The 15438-nt window shown below is 47.3% G+C and carries 16 protein-coding genes and 1 riboswitch; all 16 genes read right to left on the reverse strand.

The window, feature by feature from the left end:
• Positions 1-25: 25 nt before the first annotated feature.
• Positions 26-1129 (reverse strand): bifunctional diaminohydroxyphosphoribosylaminopyrimidine deaminase/5-amino-6-(5-phosphoribosylamino)uracil reductase RibD, encoded by a 1104-nt coding sequence (gene ribD, locus EL84_RS25670; protein ID WP_047843583.1) that lies wholly within the window; start codon positions 1127-1129, stop codon positions 26-28.
• Between the two features lie 324 nt (positions 1130-1453).
• A riboswitch (FMN riboswitch) is annotated at positions 1454-1620 on the reverse strand.
• Positions 1621-1788: 168 nt separating this feature from the next.
• On the reverse strand, positions 1789-3096 hold the full coding sequence (locus tag EL84_RS25675) for a hypothetical protein (RefSeq protein ID WP_235431631.1): 1308 nt from the start codon (positions 3094-3096) through the stop codon (positions 1789-1791).
• Between the two features lie 112 nt (positions 3097-3208).
• Positions 3209-3640 carry a peptidylprolyl isomerase gene (locus EL84_RS25680; protein WP_017687646.1) on the reverse strand — a complete coding sequence of 144 codons (432 nt, stop codon included), beginning with the start codon at positions 3638-3640 and terminating at the stop codon, positions 3209-3211.
• A 248-nt stretch (positions 3641-3888) separates the two neighbouring features.
• Complete coding sequence (lysA, locus tag EL84_RS25685) at positions 3889-5220, reverse strand: diaminopimelate decarboxylase (protein WP_017687645.1); 1332 nt, start codon at positions 5218-5220, stop codon at positions 3889-3891.
• Between the two features lie 103 nt (positions 5221-5323).
• Entirely contained in the window at positions 5324-6991 is a 1668-nt protein-coding gene (locus EL84_RS25690; RefSeq protein WP_017687644.1) for a spore germination protein, read from the reverse strand.
• A 24-nt stretch (positions 6992-7015) separates the two neighbouring features.
• On the reverse strand, positions 7016-7444 hold the full coding sequence (locus EL84_RS25695; RefSeq protein ID WP_026080996.1) for a stage V sporulation protein AB: 429 nt from the start codon (positions 7442-7444) through the stop codon (positions 7016-7018).
• Complete coding sequence (locus EL84_RS25700) at positions 7425-8081, reverse strand: stage V sporulation protein AA (protein WP_047843585.1); 657 nt, start codon at positions 8079-8081, stop codon at positions 7425-7427. Before EL84_RS25700 ends, EL84_RS25695 begins: the two co-directional genes overlap by 20 nt.
• Before the next feature lie 537 nt (positions 8082-8618).
• Positions 8619-9374 (reverse strand): RNA polymerase sporulation sigma factor SigF, encoded by a 756-nt coding sequence (gene sigF / locus EL84_RS25705; RefSeq protein WP_036607856.1) that lies wholly within the window; start codon positions 9372-9374, stop codon positions 8619-8621.
• Positions 9375-9388: 14 nt separating this feature from the next.
• Entirely contained in the window at positions 9389-9844 is a 456-nt protein-coding gene (spoIIAB, locus tag EL84_RS25710) for an anti-sigma F factor (RefSeq protein WP_036672324.1), read from the reverse strand.
• Positions 9841-10194 carry an anti-sigma F factor antagonist gene (gene spoIIAA / locus EL84_RS25715; protein WP_017687636.1) on the reverse strand — a complete coding sequence of 118 codons (354 nt, stop codon included), beginning with the start codon at positions 10192-10194 and terminating at the stop codon, positions 9841-9843. Before spoIIAA ends, spoIIAB begins: the two co-directional genes overlap by 4 nt.
• Before the next feature lie 144 nt (positions 10195-10338).
• Positions 10339-11460, reverse strand: coding sequence for a D-alanyl-D-alanine carboxypeptidase family protein (locus EL84_RS25720; RefSeq protein ID WP_235193874.1), 1122 nt, complete (start codon positions 11458-11460; stop codon positions 10339-10341).
• Between the two features lie 304 nt (positions 11461-11764).
• A complete protein-coding gene (locus tag EL84_RS25725; protein ID WP_036607861.1) occupies positions 11765-12589 on the reverse strand; it encodes a purine-nucleoside phosphorylase in 825 nt (274 codons plus the stop codon).
• Between the two features lie 129 nt (positions 12590-12718).
• Positions 12719-13609: a tyrosine recombinase gene (locus EL84_RS25730; protein WP_047843586.1), complete on the reverse strand. Its 891-nt coding sequence runs from the start codon at positions 13607-13609 to the stop codon at positions 12719-12721.
• Positions 13610-13684: 75 nt separating this feature from the next.
• Positions 13685-13927 (reverse strand): DUF4227 family protein, encoded by a 243-nt coding sequence (locus EL84_RS25735; protein WP_017687632.1) that lies wholly within the window; start codon positions 13925-13927, stop codon positions 13685-13687.
• 158 nt (positions 13928-14085) lie between these two features.
• On the reverse strand, positions 14086-14553 hold the full coding sequence (locus EL84_RS25740) for a Fur family transcriptional regulator (RefSeq protein ID WP_036607866.1): 468 nt from the start codon (positions 14551-14553) through the stop codon (positions 14086-14088).
• Positions 14554-14660: 107 nt separating this feature from the next.
• Positions 14661-15290 (reverse strand): stage II sporulation protein M, encoded by a 630-nt coding sequence (gene spoIIM, locus EL84_RS25745; protein WP_017687629.1) that lies wholly within the window; start codon positions 15288-15290, stop codon positions 14661-14663.
• Positions 15291-15438: the final 148 nt, after the last annotated feature.

The raw sequence follows: 15438 nt of genomic DNA on the forward strand, positions 1-15438 counted from the left end.
ACTTTCTACTTTCAAATCCATTTATTTATTCAGGCCACACCGGAATACCGCCAATGCTGATATTATCTCCAACTTGTTCGATCTCCAACTGATTCAATTGAATCGCCTGATTCATACGCTCCACACCCTCGAAGCGGAAGCTTCCAGGTGTATCATAACCGCCTACAATCTTCGGAGCGATAAACATGAGCAGTCGATCAACCAACCGTGCCTCCAACATGGCTCCATTCAAGGTGCCTCCACCTTCAAGCAAAATCGAACCTATATCACGTTCACCCAACTTGCTAAGTCCGCTTAACAGATCCACACGTGGTCCAGGACCACAGCGTATAATCTCGACGCCGTAGGCTTCCAAACGTTCAGCAGCTTCAGGACTGGCTTCGTCTGTTGTCAGCACCCATGTTGGAGCAAGACCATCCTTAACCATTTTGGCACCTACGGGAAGACGTAACTTGGAATCCACTACAATGCGCACTGGACTAATGCCTTCGACTTGCAAACGGGTAGTAAGTTCCGGATTATCGGCGATTACCGTGTCGACGCCAACCATAATTCCCTGGTGCCGATGACGAAGGGCATGCACAATCTCACGAGCGGGCTCGTTAGAGATCCACTTGCTGTCTCCGCTGCGAGTAGCAATTTTGCCATCCAAAGTAGTAGCCGTCTTCAGTGTCACAAAAGGTAAACCCGTTGTAATAAACTTAATGAATTTTTCATTCATACGTCTTCCTCGCTCACGCAGTACGCCAACTTCAACTTCAATGCCTTGTTGACGAAGCATGCTTATACCCCTGCCGGATACTTGCGGATTTGGATCTTCACAACATACCACAACACGTTTCACCTTTTCATGAATCAGGCGTTCACTACAAGGTGGCGTCTTGCCATAATGACTACAAGGCTCAAGTGTAACGTATACCGTACTTCCCTCTGCATCACTGCCTGCCATGTTAAGTGCATGCACCTCTGCATGACCGGTTCCACGTTTCAGATGGCTCCCCAGGCCTACAATACGGCCTTCTTTCACAACTACACATCCAACGACCGGATTAATCCCCGTCTGTCCCTGTGCTCGTTCCGCCATATCCAATGCCAGTGCCATATAAAATTCATCATTGATCATTTCCAAATCCGTTCACCCCGCGGTTTAAAGTCTTGTTTATTAAAAAATCCCCGTCGAACAATCAGTTCGATGGGGATGATGAGAGACAAATGTCACCAGCAGGAGTGAAATGGATACAGCACGCCAACACTTTGCCCAAAACTTCATTTCGGGCAAGTGAAAATAGACACATACCTTAATGAACATCAATTACAGGTAAAGAGCTTTTATAGTGCGGCATATGTATGGAACTGTCCGGCGTATCCGGATCTTCCCTGCACAGTGCAAGACATCATAAAATCGTGACTGTGCAGCAATACTCCTGCTGAATGCAAACCTGTTAGGTCTGCACCTCTCCTTCTCCCATCCAGACTATACTGTCGGTTCTGGAATTACACCAGATCAGCCATCTGCCAATGGCAGACAGGTCACGGACTTTGCATCAAGTGCTGAACTTAGGTCCTTACACTTCCTGCATCACCGCCGGTAGGGAATTGCACCCTGCCCTGAAGGATTGCTTTCGTTATTACTTGGATGTTAGCACTTTAATGCCAAAAAATCAATTGTTTTTTGTTCCTTTTTGTCACATACTAACTTTTAATAAGCTAAGAAACAACAAAAAACCGCTTCCTCTCAGGAGGTACGGTTTTTGCTTGGAGGTACATTTTCACATCCATCGTATTATTCTACATATCAGGAAAACACCAGCTCGCCATATGCTTTAATTCTTTGGCATTATGGAATGGAGTGCGGTCAGGTCCTTGCAGTTGCGAAGTCGGAAGTGGGAACTCTCTTGCCACTCTTCTGACCCAACTTGTGGAATCAATCGCAATAGCCGAGCATTTCCAGCGTCCATTCGCTCTCGGTCGAAACGTCCCATGCAAATCTGCTTTTCCCGGCATATCTGGAAAGACTCCATCCAGATATTCAACGATGACACGCTTGTCTCTGACTTCATGACAGTATACAGTCACCCATACACCTTCCCGGACCCGAACAGCATACACATCGCCAGACTGTACCTCCCCGGTACCTGCATCAGGAGATGCCTTTGGTACTTTTCCGCGAACACTTCTCTTCTTCTCCAATGCTCCTAAGATCGTGTCCTTTACAGCTGGACTCTCATCAGGCTTATCCGCAAGAGATATATTATTCAGATCAAACTCATGAAATATCTTGTTCAGGTTGTTCTCATTAATTCCGATTGATGAGTCCCACCACGCCAGAGGGGCCTGCACTTCAACCCGCACATTGGGGCGTGCGTCACGCTGCATGTAAGAGGTGAATCCCGTGATCATTCCAGGATGTTCCGGCGTATCCAATATGCCAATCAGAGCTAACGTCTCAAGCAAATCACGGTAGGCATATTCCTTCTGCGTAGGCAAAAGACGTTCCTTCTTGAGCGCTACTGCTGCCTTGCTGTAACGTGTTTTGGGAGGTAATTCGCGCAGCACTGTTAACACCGCACGGAATGTCCAGCGGTCGTACTCATTGGGTATTGGAAGCTCCTGCGCGGCAGCCAGCTCTCGAAGTGCCAACACATATCCAAAAGGATCTCCGTCCAACGGGGTTCCATTGGTCATCCGCCAATACCATTGCAGCGTTGTGTCGGTTGCTTGATCTACACTTAATCCGCAGATCTTACAAGTGTTCGAAGATGGATATGGCGTATGTTCATGACTTGGCATACTGCTCGCAATAAGCTTGCCCGTAAGCAACGAGCGCCAGATCATGGGTGCTGACCACAAAGAGGATACAAAGGCCTGCGCTGCATCATTGATCGTCCATTGATTCGCAACTTTTTTCAGCTCAGTAATCGTTTCATCATGTTGCGGACGTACAAATCGATTCGGTTCATGCTCGTCTGCCTCAAGCGCTTCTCGATCCTTTACCGATAGACTATCCGGAACGACATGGCGCGATGCCTGCAGTTCTTCATCCCACAACGTGCGCTCACTATAAATTTGTTTTAACAAGCTTAGCTGAGTAACCATATCCAAGGTTATATTCATCCTTTCTAATTATCGATTTGAAGTATGTAAAAAATAAAAAAAGTGCTTCTATAAAAGAAGCACTTCATGTTTGGATCCAGTTAAGGTGAAGGTATTAAGCTTCTACAACTTCAACAGTTTCCATTTTGTCTTTACCTTCTAAAGCGTCCACGAACTCCATACCTTTAGTTACTTTACCAAATACAGTATGTTGTCCATCCAAATGTGGTTGTGGTTGGTAGCAGATGTAGAACTGGCTTCCACCTGTGTTACGGCCAGCATGTGCCATAGCAAGTGTTCCGCGCTCATGTTTGTTCGGGTTAATTTCACAGTTGATTGTGTAACCTGGGCCACCTGCACCGGAACCGTTAGGGCATCCGCCTTGAGCTACAAAGCCCGGGATAACGCGGTGGAATGTAAGGCCATTGTAGAAACCGGAATTAGCCAGTTTCTCAAAGTTTGCTACTGTGTTTGGAGCTTCTTGATCGAACAGATCGATCAAAACTTCTCCGCCGTTTGCCAATTTAATTTTCGCTTGTTTCGCCATATGTAAATGACTCCTTTCGTATTGACCATCGTTAATGGTGCCAGAACGCATGACCCTGGGCCAAGCATTACAGCACTTTTCTTAGTGTACACCGAAAATGACTGGATCGCAAAAAAAACGGCAACTTTTTTCATGATTTAGCTCAAATACGTAAAAAGCAGACGAAAAAGGAAGTTCCCTTTTCATCTGCTTCAACTGCAAAATCCTTATATCTTGAATAATGCAGAAACGCATTATCTTTTGACGAATTAACGAGTTACTGGTTGTTTGCCAATACGCGCTGGTACCAGGTCATTCTGGATGATATCTTGATACGTCTCACGGCGTACCACGACATCTCCTTGACCGTCTTTGACAAACACAACGGCCGGACGACGAATCCGGTTGTAGTTGCTCGCCATGGAGTAGTTATACGCACCTGTGCAAGCTACAGCGAGCAGATCGCCGCTCTCCACTTTTGGCAGGTCCAGATCCCAGATCAACATATCGCCACTCTCGCAGCATTTACCTGCAACAGATACCGTTTCCTGAGCAGCCTCATTCGCACGATTGGCAAGCACAGCTTCATACTTGGATTCATACAAAGCAGGACGTGGGTTATCGGTCATACCACCATCAACCGCAACGTATTTACGCACGCCTGGAATGTCTTTGCTAGTTCCAACGGTATACAGCGTTGTTCCCGCTTCACCCACGATGCTGCGGCCTGGCTCAACCCAGATCTCAGGTACGGCATAGCCGATTTGAGCAAAATGATTTTTAACGGCATCTGTAATAGCCTTCACGTATTGCGCAACTTCAAGCGGCGTATCTCCATCGATATAACGGATTCCGAATCCCCCACCAAGGTTAACCACTTTGAAAGCAACATTAAGACGCTCATATACACTTGCTGCAAATTCAGCAACACGTTGAACAGCCATCTGGAAGCCTTCAACTTCGAAGATCTGGGAACCGATGTGGGAATGCACACCGAGCAATACCAGATTAGACTGCTTGGAAGCCAAGTCAATCGCTTCAAATGCTGTACCATTACCGATATCGAATCCAAATTTCGAATCCGTCTGACCTGTGGAAATATATTCATGCGTATGTGCCTCAACACCAGGCGTCACACGAAGCAAAATGTTTACTTTACGATTTTTGTCCGCTGCTACAGCCTGCAACAGATGCAATTCATTGAAGTTATCAACAACAAAACATCCAATCTCTGCATCAAGAGCCATTTCGATCTCTTCCAGCGTTTTGTTGTTACCGTGGAAGTGAATGCGCTCAGCCGGGAATCCTGCTTGCAGTGCAGTAAACAGTTCACCGTCAGATACGACATCCAGTGAAAGTCCTTCTTCAGCTGCAAGGGCACACATCGCCATTACACAGAATGCTTTACTTGCGTAAGCAACCTGGAAGCCCAGTCCAGAAGCACGGAATGCTTCCATGTACTCTCTGCAACGCTCGCGAACCAATTGCTCGTCCACAACGTACAGGGGAGTTCCAAATTGTTCTTTCAGATCTGTTGCATCAACTCCGCCAATCTCCAGATGTCCTTGCGCATTTATTTTACTTGTACCATGTAAATACATAATCTGCATTCCTCACTTTTTATATACTGGAACAATTGATATTCCAATGATTTTACACCAGTATATCAAATTAGGCAGCGAGATGAATGGATTTTTCGGAAGATCATTTGTGTTTTTTACTTTTTTGCAGTTCTCCGTCCGGATCATCAGACATTTTGGTGTTGTCACGGGTTTTATTGAATGATGGACGTTTTTTATTTTCCAGCAGCGGAAGCCGGAATAAAAAGTTGCCCAAGGCCTTTGCATTAAACGGTATAAAAGGCCAGAGATACGAAGAATTATACGACCGGTGAACGGTGAGCGCCAATATGAGCAATGTACAGCCCACGACCAATCCCGGAACCTTGAATATCGCAACAGCGACTAGCAGAACCAGCCTGACCAGCCTATTGGCGAGACCCAACTCGTAACTCGGCGTGGCAAACATACCGATGGCTGCGATGGCCATATAGAGCACAACCTCATTGACAAAGTATCCTGTTTTGACGGCAATATCCCCAACTAGAATGGCCGCGATCAAGCCCATGGCCGATGCCAGAGGTGTAGGCGTATGAACCGCTGCCATCCGTAATAAATCGACGCCCAGTTCGATCAGGAGAAACTGTAGAATTAACGGCAGCTTTACATTTTCCTGCGGACCAATGAAGTCAAGTCCCATCGGTTTAATCGAAGGGTCAATAACCATGAGAAGCCATAATGGTAGCAAAAACAACGAGATGAGAATCCCTGCAAAACGCACCCATCGTAAATACGTCCCCATCAAGGCGGTCTGTCTGTTCTCCTCCGCATGTTCACACAGGTCGAAGAAGGTCGTAGGTAGAATCATCACACTCGGGGAAGTGTCTACGAAAATGACGACTCGTCCTTCCAGCAAATGAGAAGCTGTAACATCTGGTCGCTCGGAATATCGAACGAGTGGGAACGGATTCCATCCCTTGTTGATAATCGCTTCCTCTAGCTGCTTATCGGCCGCGGGAATACCATCGATATCCACTCGCTGTATTTTTTCACGAACGGAATCCACCTGCACTTTATCCACAATATCATCAATGTACACCACACAGACATCGGTTTGTGTTCTACGCCCCACCTGCATGATCTCAAATTTCAGTCCAGGGTCGCGTATTCTACGGCGCACCAAGGTTACATTGGTCAGGAGTGTTTCGGTAAAGCCGTCTCTGGAACCGCGGACTACCCTTTCCAATGAAGGTTCTTCCGGTGAACGAACCGGATAACTCCGGGTATCCATAATTAAGACCGAGCGGTCCCCTTCAACGAACATTGCACTCATACCAGTAAGAACCTTGTTGATGACCGCACTCATCTTCTCGACTTTTTCCACCTGTATATGGGGAATGTAACATTCAAAATAGGATTTGAGTGCATGTCCGGAAACGTCATCCGGTGTGAGATAGGTCAGTCTTTTCAACACTTCAAGCAAAATCTCATCCTTGGCGAAGCCGGTGATCATCAGCAATCCAACGTGCTTACCACCCAGGACCATTTCCCTCATATTCACGTCGAAGGATTCTCCAAGCCCCAGTACCTGTTGCAGTGTATATCTGTTCTCACTCATGCGTGGGGAGATATCATCGTTTTCCTGCCAATATTGTACGGATTCCTCAATGCTGTCGGACATCTCATTTTGTTTTTTCTTATTGTACGCTTTCTCCTCTTCTTCCTTCTGAATCTCATAAGCAGACTTGTGTAACATCTCTTCCGTTATACCTTCACTATTTTCCTGGCCTGTGTGCTCCGTTCGTTCATCCATCTTCCATCCTCCTATGGCCACGAGTTACCGCTGATATATGAAAAAATCAAACAGGGAACCTGTCATTTTGCCCAAAATCATGGCGAGCAGTAATCCAAATAAATAAGGTTTCATGCCCAATCGTTTGGCTAGCACGGGCAGTACATTGAGTACCTCAGTGAGCGCTGCGGCGAGCAGACCGATGAACACGCCACAGAACAAACCAACGATCGGGCTGAGCAGCAGCACCCCATGCATTTTCCAATGCCAGAAGTCCGCCACCGTCCCGAGCAGTGAACCACCAATTAGCGCCCCTTCGTACCAGTGAGTTTTGTCATACGATTGCGTAAGTTGAGCCAACCTGGGAATCATATCGAGCACCAGAATGAGCGCAATTACGCCGCTCCCTACGGCAATCCCCCCTGCAATACCCAATACAATGCTGATTGCTCCATTAAGAACGCTCATCCGCATTCATCTCCCTGCGTTCCTGCTCGTGCATCCGTTCACTTTCTTCAATCACCACATATTTATCTACATTTTGCTGGTATAGGAACATCTCTACTTCCAGCGGGGTAGGTTCCTCATTCCATTTTTTCTTAAACAAATGATTAAAAAATACTGCCATTCCGAATCCAATACCAATGGAATACGCCACTTGGAACAGATAGGGATGTTCGTCCCGATGCCCAGTGAGCATCTCCACAATTCGAATCTGTACTTCCTGCATGTTCACATCGGCATGAAAATTCATAATGGTTAAGGCCGATCCGAAGAACAGCAGCAGCCAAACCAATATGAACAGAGACTTGGAAGGTTGACCATTTCCCGCAATGACTTCAACCAACGTATGGCCTGATCCTATCAGTTCCACACTTACCTCCGGCAAGATGTGCCGAATTTGGGGAATAATCTGCAATATATCAATGAGGATCAGATTGCCATCCTCTGGTCCAGGGCTTAGCAGTTCAAGCTCCAATAGCCTGCCCTCTTGGTCTTCTGAAGAGGTCAGTACATGTGCAATGTCTCCAAGCTTGACTGCTCTGCCCCTCTGGATGCGAATACGGCTGCGTAGACGAATATAAACCATTGGAGTGAGTGTCTGGGACATCCATAGCACTCCTTTACTGCGTAATTTAGGTTAGTATTTGAAGAATGTGCAAATTTATTACAAACTGGTTGGAAAAAAGGTGGAAGGTTGAGTTGGCGCTGCGGGATGGATCGGTCATTGGTCGCTGTTTCTCGGGGGGAGGATACACGCAGACACTCCGACGGCAGACCAACCTTCTGATCGCTGTTGTCTCCAAATTCTTTTGATTGATTTCTAAGTGTTAGAAATTTGGAGACAAAGGCGCACGCTTCGCTTCTTCAGGTCTAATCTGCCGCCTGCGTTGCTTATGTATCCTTAGATGAGCCCTCACGCTTCGCTCCTTTTGACCGATTCCATCCCTCCGCTACCCCTCGTCCTCCCGTTTCCAAACGTTTGAAATAAATATGCTGGGTGGTGGCAGGGAGGGATTTAAAAGAGAGGGGAGGTTATTTGTTTATCTAACAACAAATAACCTCCCTCGCCATAATGCGCGATAGAAGGTTGTTAGTTGTCGTATATTGGTGTATATGCACCAATATTGTTGTTGCAATCCCAGAATCACTGCGCGATCTGGTCGCGGATGGATTGCAGTATTTTTTTCTCCAGACGTGATACCTGCACCTGAGATATTCCCAATCTGCTGGCAACCTCGGACTGGGTTTGATCCCGGTAATACCGAAGATAAACAATTAATCGCTCCCGCTCGCTGAGACCACCGATGGCTTCGTTCAGGGCCAGCTTGTCAAACCAACGTTCCTGAGACTCGTCGGCAATCTGATCCATTAATGTGATGGGATCACCGTCATTTTCGAATACGGTCTCATGGATGGAAGTCGGTGGTTTGTTCGCTTCCTGGGCAAATACAACTTCCTCCGGGGTTACCCCCAGCTCTGCGGCAACTTCCTTAATCGTTGGTAAACGATCCAGATGTTTGGACAGTTCGTCCCTTTTTTTGCGGACTTTATTCGCCATCTCTTTCAGTGAACGACTGACCTTCAGGGTACCGTCATCCCGCAGGAATCGCTGGATTTCTCCGATGATCATCGGTACCGCGTAGGTTGAGAACTTCACGTCATAACTGAGATCGAATTTGTCTACTGACTTGAGCAGACCGATACAACCAATCTGGAACAGATCTTCCGGATCATATCCCCTGTTCATAAAACGCTGTACGACGGACCAGACGAGTCTGATGTTGCAGTTCACCAGCGTATCCCGTGAGACATGGTCACCCGACTGACTGAGCGCAATCAGCCGTTTGACCTCGGCATCGTCCAAATAGGTCTGTGAAGATGGTTTCACTTCAGCATCCATAAGAACACCAACCCCTAATTATACAATGCTTTCTTGGATTCAATCCTTTTTTTCATCTTGATGGAGGTGCCTCTGCCGGGCTCACTGCTGACTTCGAATTCATCCATAAAGTTTTCCATAATGGTGAAGCCCATGCCCGACCGCTCAAGTTCGGGTTTGGACGTATATAGCGGCTGCTTGGCCAGTTCAAGATCTTCGATTCCTTCACCGCGGTCTTCCACGATGATTGTGATCATGTCTTCCCGAATCTCCGCCTGGATGGACACCACACCCTCGGAGTTGTTGTTGTATCCGTGGATAATGCTGTTGGTCACGGCTTCCGAAATGACCGTCTTCAGGTCACTGAGCTCGTCCATCGTTGGATCAAGCTGGGAGATAAACGCAGCAACGGTTACCCGTGCAAACGACTCATTCTCTGACTTGGCCGCGAATTGCAGATTCATGAAATTTGTCCCTGTTCCTTCATTCATGAGACGACCTCCAGACCTGAGAGAGCAGTTCCCTCATTTTCGTATATCGGCATAATCTTAAACAGCCCCGACATTTCCAGCAAACGGTACACTGGCGAATTGACGTCACAGACCACCATCTTGCCACCTTTATTCTTAATGAGCTTGTATCTTCCCAAAATGACACCCAGACCTGAACTGTCCATAAATTGCAGATCTTTCAGGCTGAGTACGAGATGCTCGCTTTGTCTCCGCTGGATGGCTTCATCCATTTGCATCCGTACCATGTCAGCTGTATGGTGATCCAGCTCCCCGGATAATCGTACAATCAGAATCCCGCGATGGTGTTCCATTTCCACATGCAAGTTCACGTTTGCTCACTCTCCTCCCTGTCTTAGAACAAGGATTTCTACGCTTCCGAAGGCTTTTCCTGCCCCCCGACAAAACTAGAAGAAAACCCCTATTTAACTACAAATTATGTTTGAAGGATACGTGCAACTCGCGGAAATCGCCGTTTAGTCAAACAGATTGGACGTTGTCCGCTTGAACAGCTTCCACCAGCCAGCCTTATTCACATCCTGCGGAGCCTGAATGTCGAACTCCTTAATGACGTCGTTGCCCTGGTAAACAACCAGTTTACCTATACTTTGCCCGGCTTTGATCGGAGCTTTCAATTCTTTGGCAACCAGCAATTCATGCCGGATGTCGTTGGATTTGGCTCCTTTGCGCATCAGCACACTATAATTTTGCGTGGCATTCAGAGGCAATTCGGCAACTTCACCTTTTTCGATCTTCAGACTACCCAGCAGATCCCCTGCCTTATAGAGAGCCTTCATCGTATATTGACTGAACGCATAGTCAAACATCGAAGATACTTCGCTGTTCCGTGTTTTAGTATTTGGTTCACCAAGTACCACGGAAACGACACGTAATCCATCCTTGGACGCTGTTGCGGAGAGACAGAACTTCGCTTCGGATGTGTAACCTGTTTTCAAACCATCTGCCCCTTCATAAAAACGAACCAGCTTGTTTGTATTCACCAGCCAGAAGGGCTTTTCCGTATCTTTGCGAAGGTAATCCTGATATGCACCGGTGTACTTCGTAATCCCGGAATGTTTCAGCAGTTCACGGCTCATGACGGCAATGTCATGGGCGGAAGAATAATGATTATCGACCGGAAGGCCGTTACAGTTGGCAAAATGAGTATCCTTCATGCCAAGCTCCTTCGCCCGCTCATTCATCAGCTGTACAAAGGCTTCTTCCGAGCCAGCGATCTTCTCAGCCATCGCTACCGAGGCATCATTGCCCGAAGCCATCGCGATCCCTTTTAACATATCGTCGACCGTCATTTCTTCCCCAGGCTCCAGAAAGATCTGCGAACCGCCCATGGAAGCTGCGTATTCGCTCGTTCTTACTTTGTCGGTCAGCTTCAGCTTACCCGAGTCGATCGCTTCGATTGTAAGCAGCATGGTCATAATCTTTGTAATGCTCGCTGGAGGCAGCTGATCATGACTGTTTTTCTCATAAATGACCGTTCCCGTGTCTGCATCCATTAAGATCGCAGAGCGCGCCGACGGGGCCAGATCAGTTCCTCCCGCTGCCTTCGGTGTTTCTTCAGCCAATGCTGTTGATGCCATAAGGGACAGCAGGATACAAAGGGTCATGAACGATGCCATTATTCTTTTCTTCACAAGGTTACCTCCTCAAATGACTTGCTTACTGCATGTTCCATGCATGTACTGCTAATCATTGTCGGCCCGTTTCCAGTAAATTATTCCATGTAAAGCATGATTTCCCGAACTTTTATTGAAAATGTGGTCAAAGCAAAAATAACGCACTGCACTCAACGAATGAGTAACCGTACGTTCAACACAACAAAAAAAGGTTACCCCCCCGATGATTTCTCATCCAAAGAGGTAACCTTCTCTACTCAAATCTTGCTTACATTTGTGGAATAACTGCCACTACCAGCGCCAGGAACGACTCACGCACACGTTCCGTCGTCTCCATAACCTCATCATGTGACAGCGGCTGGTCCAGAATTCCGGCAGCCATGTTGCTGATACAGGAAATACCGAGTACTTCCAGGCCTGCGTGGCGTGCCACGATAACTTCAGATACAGTGGACATACCCACTGCGTCTGCGCCCAATGTTCGCAGCATTCTGATCTCTGCCGGTGTCTCATAGTTCGGACCAAGCATACCTGCGTATACCCCTTCACGTACGTTAAAACCTTGTGATGCAGCCGTATCCTTCGCCAGCGCACGCAAACGGCGGCTGTATGCTTCCGATAGATCCGGGAAACGCACGCCCAGTGCAGCGTCATTTGGTCCGATCAGTGGATTTTTGCCTGTGAGATTCAAGTGATCCGAGATCAGCATCAAGTCTCCAGCTTCATACGACGTATTCACGCCGCCTGCAGCATTGGTTACAAGCAGGCTGCTTACACCCAGTTCTTTCATAACCCGTACCGGGAAAGCAGTCAGTTCCGGGCCATATCCTTCGTACATATGGAAACGGCCTTTCATCATCACGACTGGACGACCTTTAATGGTTCCGACCAAAAGTTCACCTTCATGTCCTTCTACTGTGGACACTGGAAAATGCGGAATATCCTGATAAGCGATACTTACGCCATCTTCAATCAGTTCTGCCAGTACGCCAAGACCTGAACCCAAAATCAAACCGACTTCCGGCTTGATGGAGCTTTTGCTTTGAATATAAGATGCTGCTTCCGAAATCATTTGTTGGTTTAATGCTGTCATGCGATGTATGTTCCTCCTTGAGTTGAAACGATCCGTCTTATGTATAACGGCGTTTGGATGTATTCAATTTATTTTATCCTAAATCGGCCCAATGTTCCGCATTTATTTGTGAATGCCATGCGTCAAAATCTATCTTGCCCTCGGATGATGGGTTTCATAGATTTCTTTCATGGTTTTGCGACCATGATTGCCATATTGTTGTCCAGGCTGCTCCACGTGACCTAGCATGTCTTGAACCGCACGTGTATCCGCCCCATTGGCAATCAGGTGTGCTGCAAAGGAGTGACGCAGCGTATGCGGCGTAATTTCTTCCGAGATTCCTGCGTCCACCGCCGCTTTTTTGAGCAGCTTCCAGAAGCCCTGCCGGGTTAAACGTCTGCCAGATACATTCACGAATAGTGCCTGCTCGTCCGAATCGGTTTTGAGCAACTTGTTGCGGAATTCCTCCACATATACACTTGCCCAATGTGCTGCTGGTGCACCGATGGGAAGGATGCGTTCCTTGCCCGCCCCACCGCATCGTATAAAGCGCATGCCTGGCTGTACATCCCGAATGTCAAGGGCAATCAATTCCGAGACCCTGATGCCTGTAGCATATAACAGTTCAAGCATCGCTCGATCTCTCACACCCTGCGGTGAACGAGTATCAGGCGCTGTAAGCAGTTGTTCGATCTCTTGGATACTTAGCACCTGTGGTGGCGTCTTATCCGCCTTGGGAGCTTCCACATCAAACGTAGGGTCCTGTATAATATCACCCCTCCGCATCAAAAAATGAAAGTAGGAGCGCAGAGATACGATGCTGCGGGCAATGGTTGCATTGGCACGTCCTGCCTGTTTGAGCTGACCTGCAAACAGGACGACATGTGTGCGTCTGACCTGATCGGCTTTGCGTATGCCATATTCCTTATCTGCAAATTCAATGAACTTGTCCACGTCTCGGAGATACGATTCAAGCGTGCTGCTCGACATCCCTTTATCATCTTCCAAGTATAAGGCATAGGCGTGTATCGTCTGTTTCATGTACAACGCTCCTCAACTGACAGATCTGCCGCTTTGGCAGACTGCTCCCGTATTTGCATCCCTGGCTGTTTGAAGCTACTCCCCGTACCAATAGAACAAACGGAGACGCTCTGCCATCGTAGGACGTCCTTCTCCATTACCCGGCCAATCCGTTTCCTGAAATACTTTGATTGCATTGCCAGTTGGCATCTGATACTGATCCACAGGTGAGATCCAGCCATTAAACAGGTCCAGAACATGATAGAACAGATAAACTAATGCGGCAAAAAATATAATAAATCGAATAAAACGGAGCCCTCTCCGCACTGATATAATCATGGGCGCGTCCCCTCCTGATTCGAATCCGGTATTGTCCTTGAATCAGGGTATGTCCATAAACACAGGTTTATGCCATTCGGGGGAAACTCCAGATCATGTCCGGTGCCAAAAAAGCTCTCCCGTCAAAACCGCCGGTGAGAGCTTGAAGATATGCTATGTTATTCTTCATCTTTGGGTTTCTGTTCATTTTTAGCTTTGCAACGATAACAAATTCCATGAAAGTCCAGTCGGTGATCTACTACCGAAAAGTTGAATTCCCGCTCCAAACGCTCTTCAAGCGGTCCAAGCCAGTCTTCACGTATTTCATCCATACTTCCGCATTGAACACAGATTAAGTGATGATGGTGATGCTTGGATGTATCTCCGCGCAGATCATAACGCGCTACACCGTCGCCGAAGTTGATTTTCTCTACAACATGCAGCTCACTCAGCAGTTCGAGGGTACGGTACACGGTTGCCAGACCGATTTCGGGAGCCTTTTCTTTAACGAGCATGAATACATCTTCTGCGCTCAGATGATCTTCTTCATTCTCAAGAAGTACTCTTAAGGTGGCTTCCCGCTGGGGCGTTAATTTATATCCTTGGGACTGTAGTTGCTGCTTAATTTTATCAATCCGTGCTTCCATTTTCTCCCTCCCCCTAGGAAATCACTGCACACTGCAACTTAACCCACTCTTTTCATTATAGGGGGAGTGCGTAATTAAAGTCAACATTTTACACTATACGGTGCACGTTAGGCCGGTAGTAACATTGGCGTGACCCAACGCATCATTGCAGGTGTAACCCATGTTTCAAAAGACGCCACGCCGAGCAGCAATGCAGCCATAACCAAAGTTAACACTATATATGAAGCAAAAGGCCTTTGTCGACCAGGTGTTCGCTGCATCAAAACACGATTACGAATGATGTATAACGAGAACGTCATCGCCGCTACACTGCAGATCAGGAGGATCGGAATGACAAATAGATTATGCGGTGCCACGGACACCAGTGCAAACAGTAGCCCTTTCCAGGAATACTGTCCAACAAGGTACCCCACTGTGAATCCAATGAGCACACCTTTCAAAAAATCCAGAACCAGTATACCGGGTAGTCCAACGACGGATAAACCCAGAATAAAGATCAGACCCACCCATTTCAGATGGAGCATGGCAATGTCCCAATATGCCCCGGTCTCAGTCACTTGTGCACTGTGCTGCACGGTCATGAAGAAATTACCGAGATAACCCTCCAGATCCTGACGTTGCTCGAGAGACAATGCGTTCACCATGAGCGCGCCAAAAATGACGCCGACCAGAAACAAGACGGCCACGAATACATATAACGAAGTCTGACCTTTAAATGTAAAGTAGGAAGAGCGCATACAGGTACGAGTCCCCTTTCCGGTATCATGCTGCAAGGATTTTCATTTACATCCTCATAGTCATTCTTATGAACCGGAATGCACCTGTATGACTTCTTGTCCAGATTGGACCTCTGTATAGCGAAAGCTATATGAGTTGAACTAAAGA

The sequence above is a fragment of the Paenibacillus sp. VT-400 genome (assembly GCF_001029205.1).
GTDB classification, from domain to species: Bacteria; Bacillota; Bacilli; order Paenibacillales; family Paenibacillaceae; genus Paenibacillus; species Paenibacillus amylolyticus.

Excerpts from the sequence above, each read along its gene's own strand:
- EL84_RS25695 (WP_026080996.1), bottom strand. The coding sequence starts at position 7,444 with ATGCGGATGAGCGTTCTTAATGGAGCAATCAGCATTGTATTGGGTATT.
- sigF (WP_036607856.1), bottom strand. The coding sequence starts at position 9,374 with ATGGATGCTGAAGTGAAACCATCTTCACAGACCTATTTGGACGATGCC.
- spoIIM (WP_017687629.1), bottom strand. The coding sequence starts at position 15,290 with ATGCGCTCTTCCTACTTTACATTTAAAGGTCAGACTTCGTTATATGTA.
- EL84_RS25725 (WP_036607861.1), bottom strand. The coding sequence starts at position 12,589 with ATGACAGCATTAAACCAACAAATGATTTCGGAAGCAGCATCTTATATT.
- EL84_RS25700 (WP_047843585.1), bottom strand. The coding sequence starts at position 8,081 with ATGTCCCAGACACTCACTCCAATGGTTTATATTCGTCTACGCAGCCGT.
- EL84_RS25730 (WP_047843586.1), bottom strand. The coding sequence starts at position 13,609 with ATGAAACAGACGATACACGCCTATGCCTTATACTTGGAAGATGATAAA.
- EL84_RS25735 (WP_017687632.1), bottom strand. The coding sequence starts at position 13,927 with ATGATTATATCAGTGCGGAGAGGGCTCCGTTTTATTCGATTTATTATA.
- EL84_RS25690 (WP_017687644.1), bottom strand. The coding sequence starts at position 6,991 with ATGGATGAACGAACGGAGCACACAGGCCAGGAAAATAGTGAAGGTATA.
- EL84_RS25680 (WP_017687646.1), bottom strand. The coding sequence starts at position 3,640 with ATGGCGAAACAAGCGAAAATTAAATTGGCAAACGGCGGAGAAGTTTTG.
- lysA (WP_017687645.1), bottom strand. The coding sequence starts at position 5,220 with ATGTATTTACATGGTACAAGTAAAATAAATGCGCAAGGACATCTGGAG.
- EL84_RS25740 (WP_036607866.1), bottom strand. The coding sequence starts at position 14,553 with ATGGAAGCACGGATTGATAAAATTAAGCAGCAACTACAGTCCCAAGGA.
- EL84_RS25675 (WP_235431631.1), bottom strand. The coding sequence starts at position 3,096 with ATGGTTACTCAGCTAAGCTTGTTAAAACAAATTTATAGTGAGCGCACG.
- EL84_RS25720 (WP_235193874.1), bottom strand. The coding sequence starts at position 11,460 with ATGGCATCAACAGCATTGGCTGAAGAAACACCGAAGGCAGCGGGAGGA.
- spoIIAB (WP_036672324.1), bottom strand. The coding sequence starts at position 9,844 with ATGAATGAAGGAACAGGGACAAATTTCATGAATCTGCAATTCGCGGCC.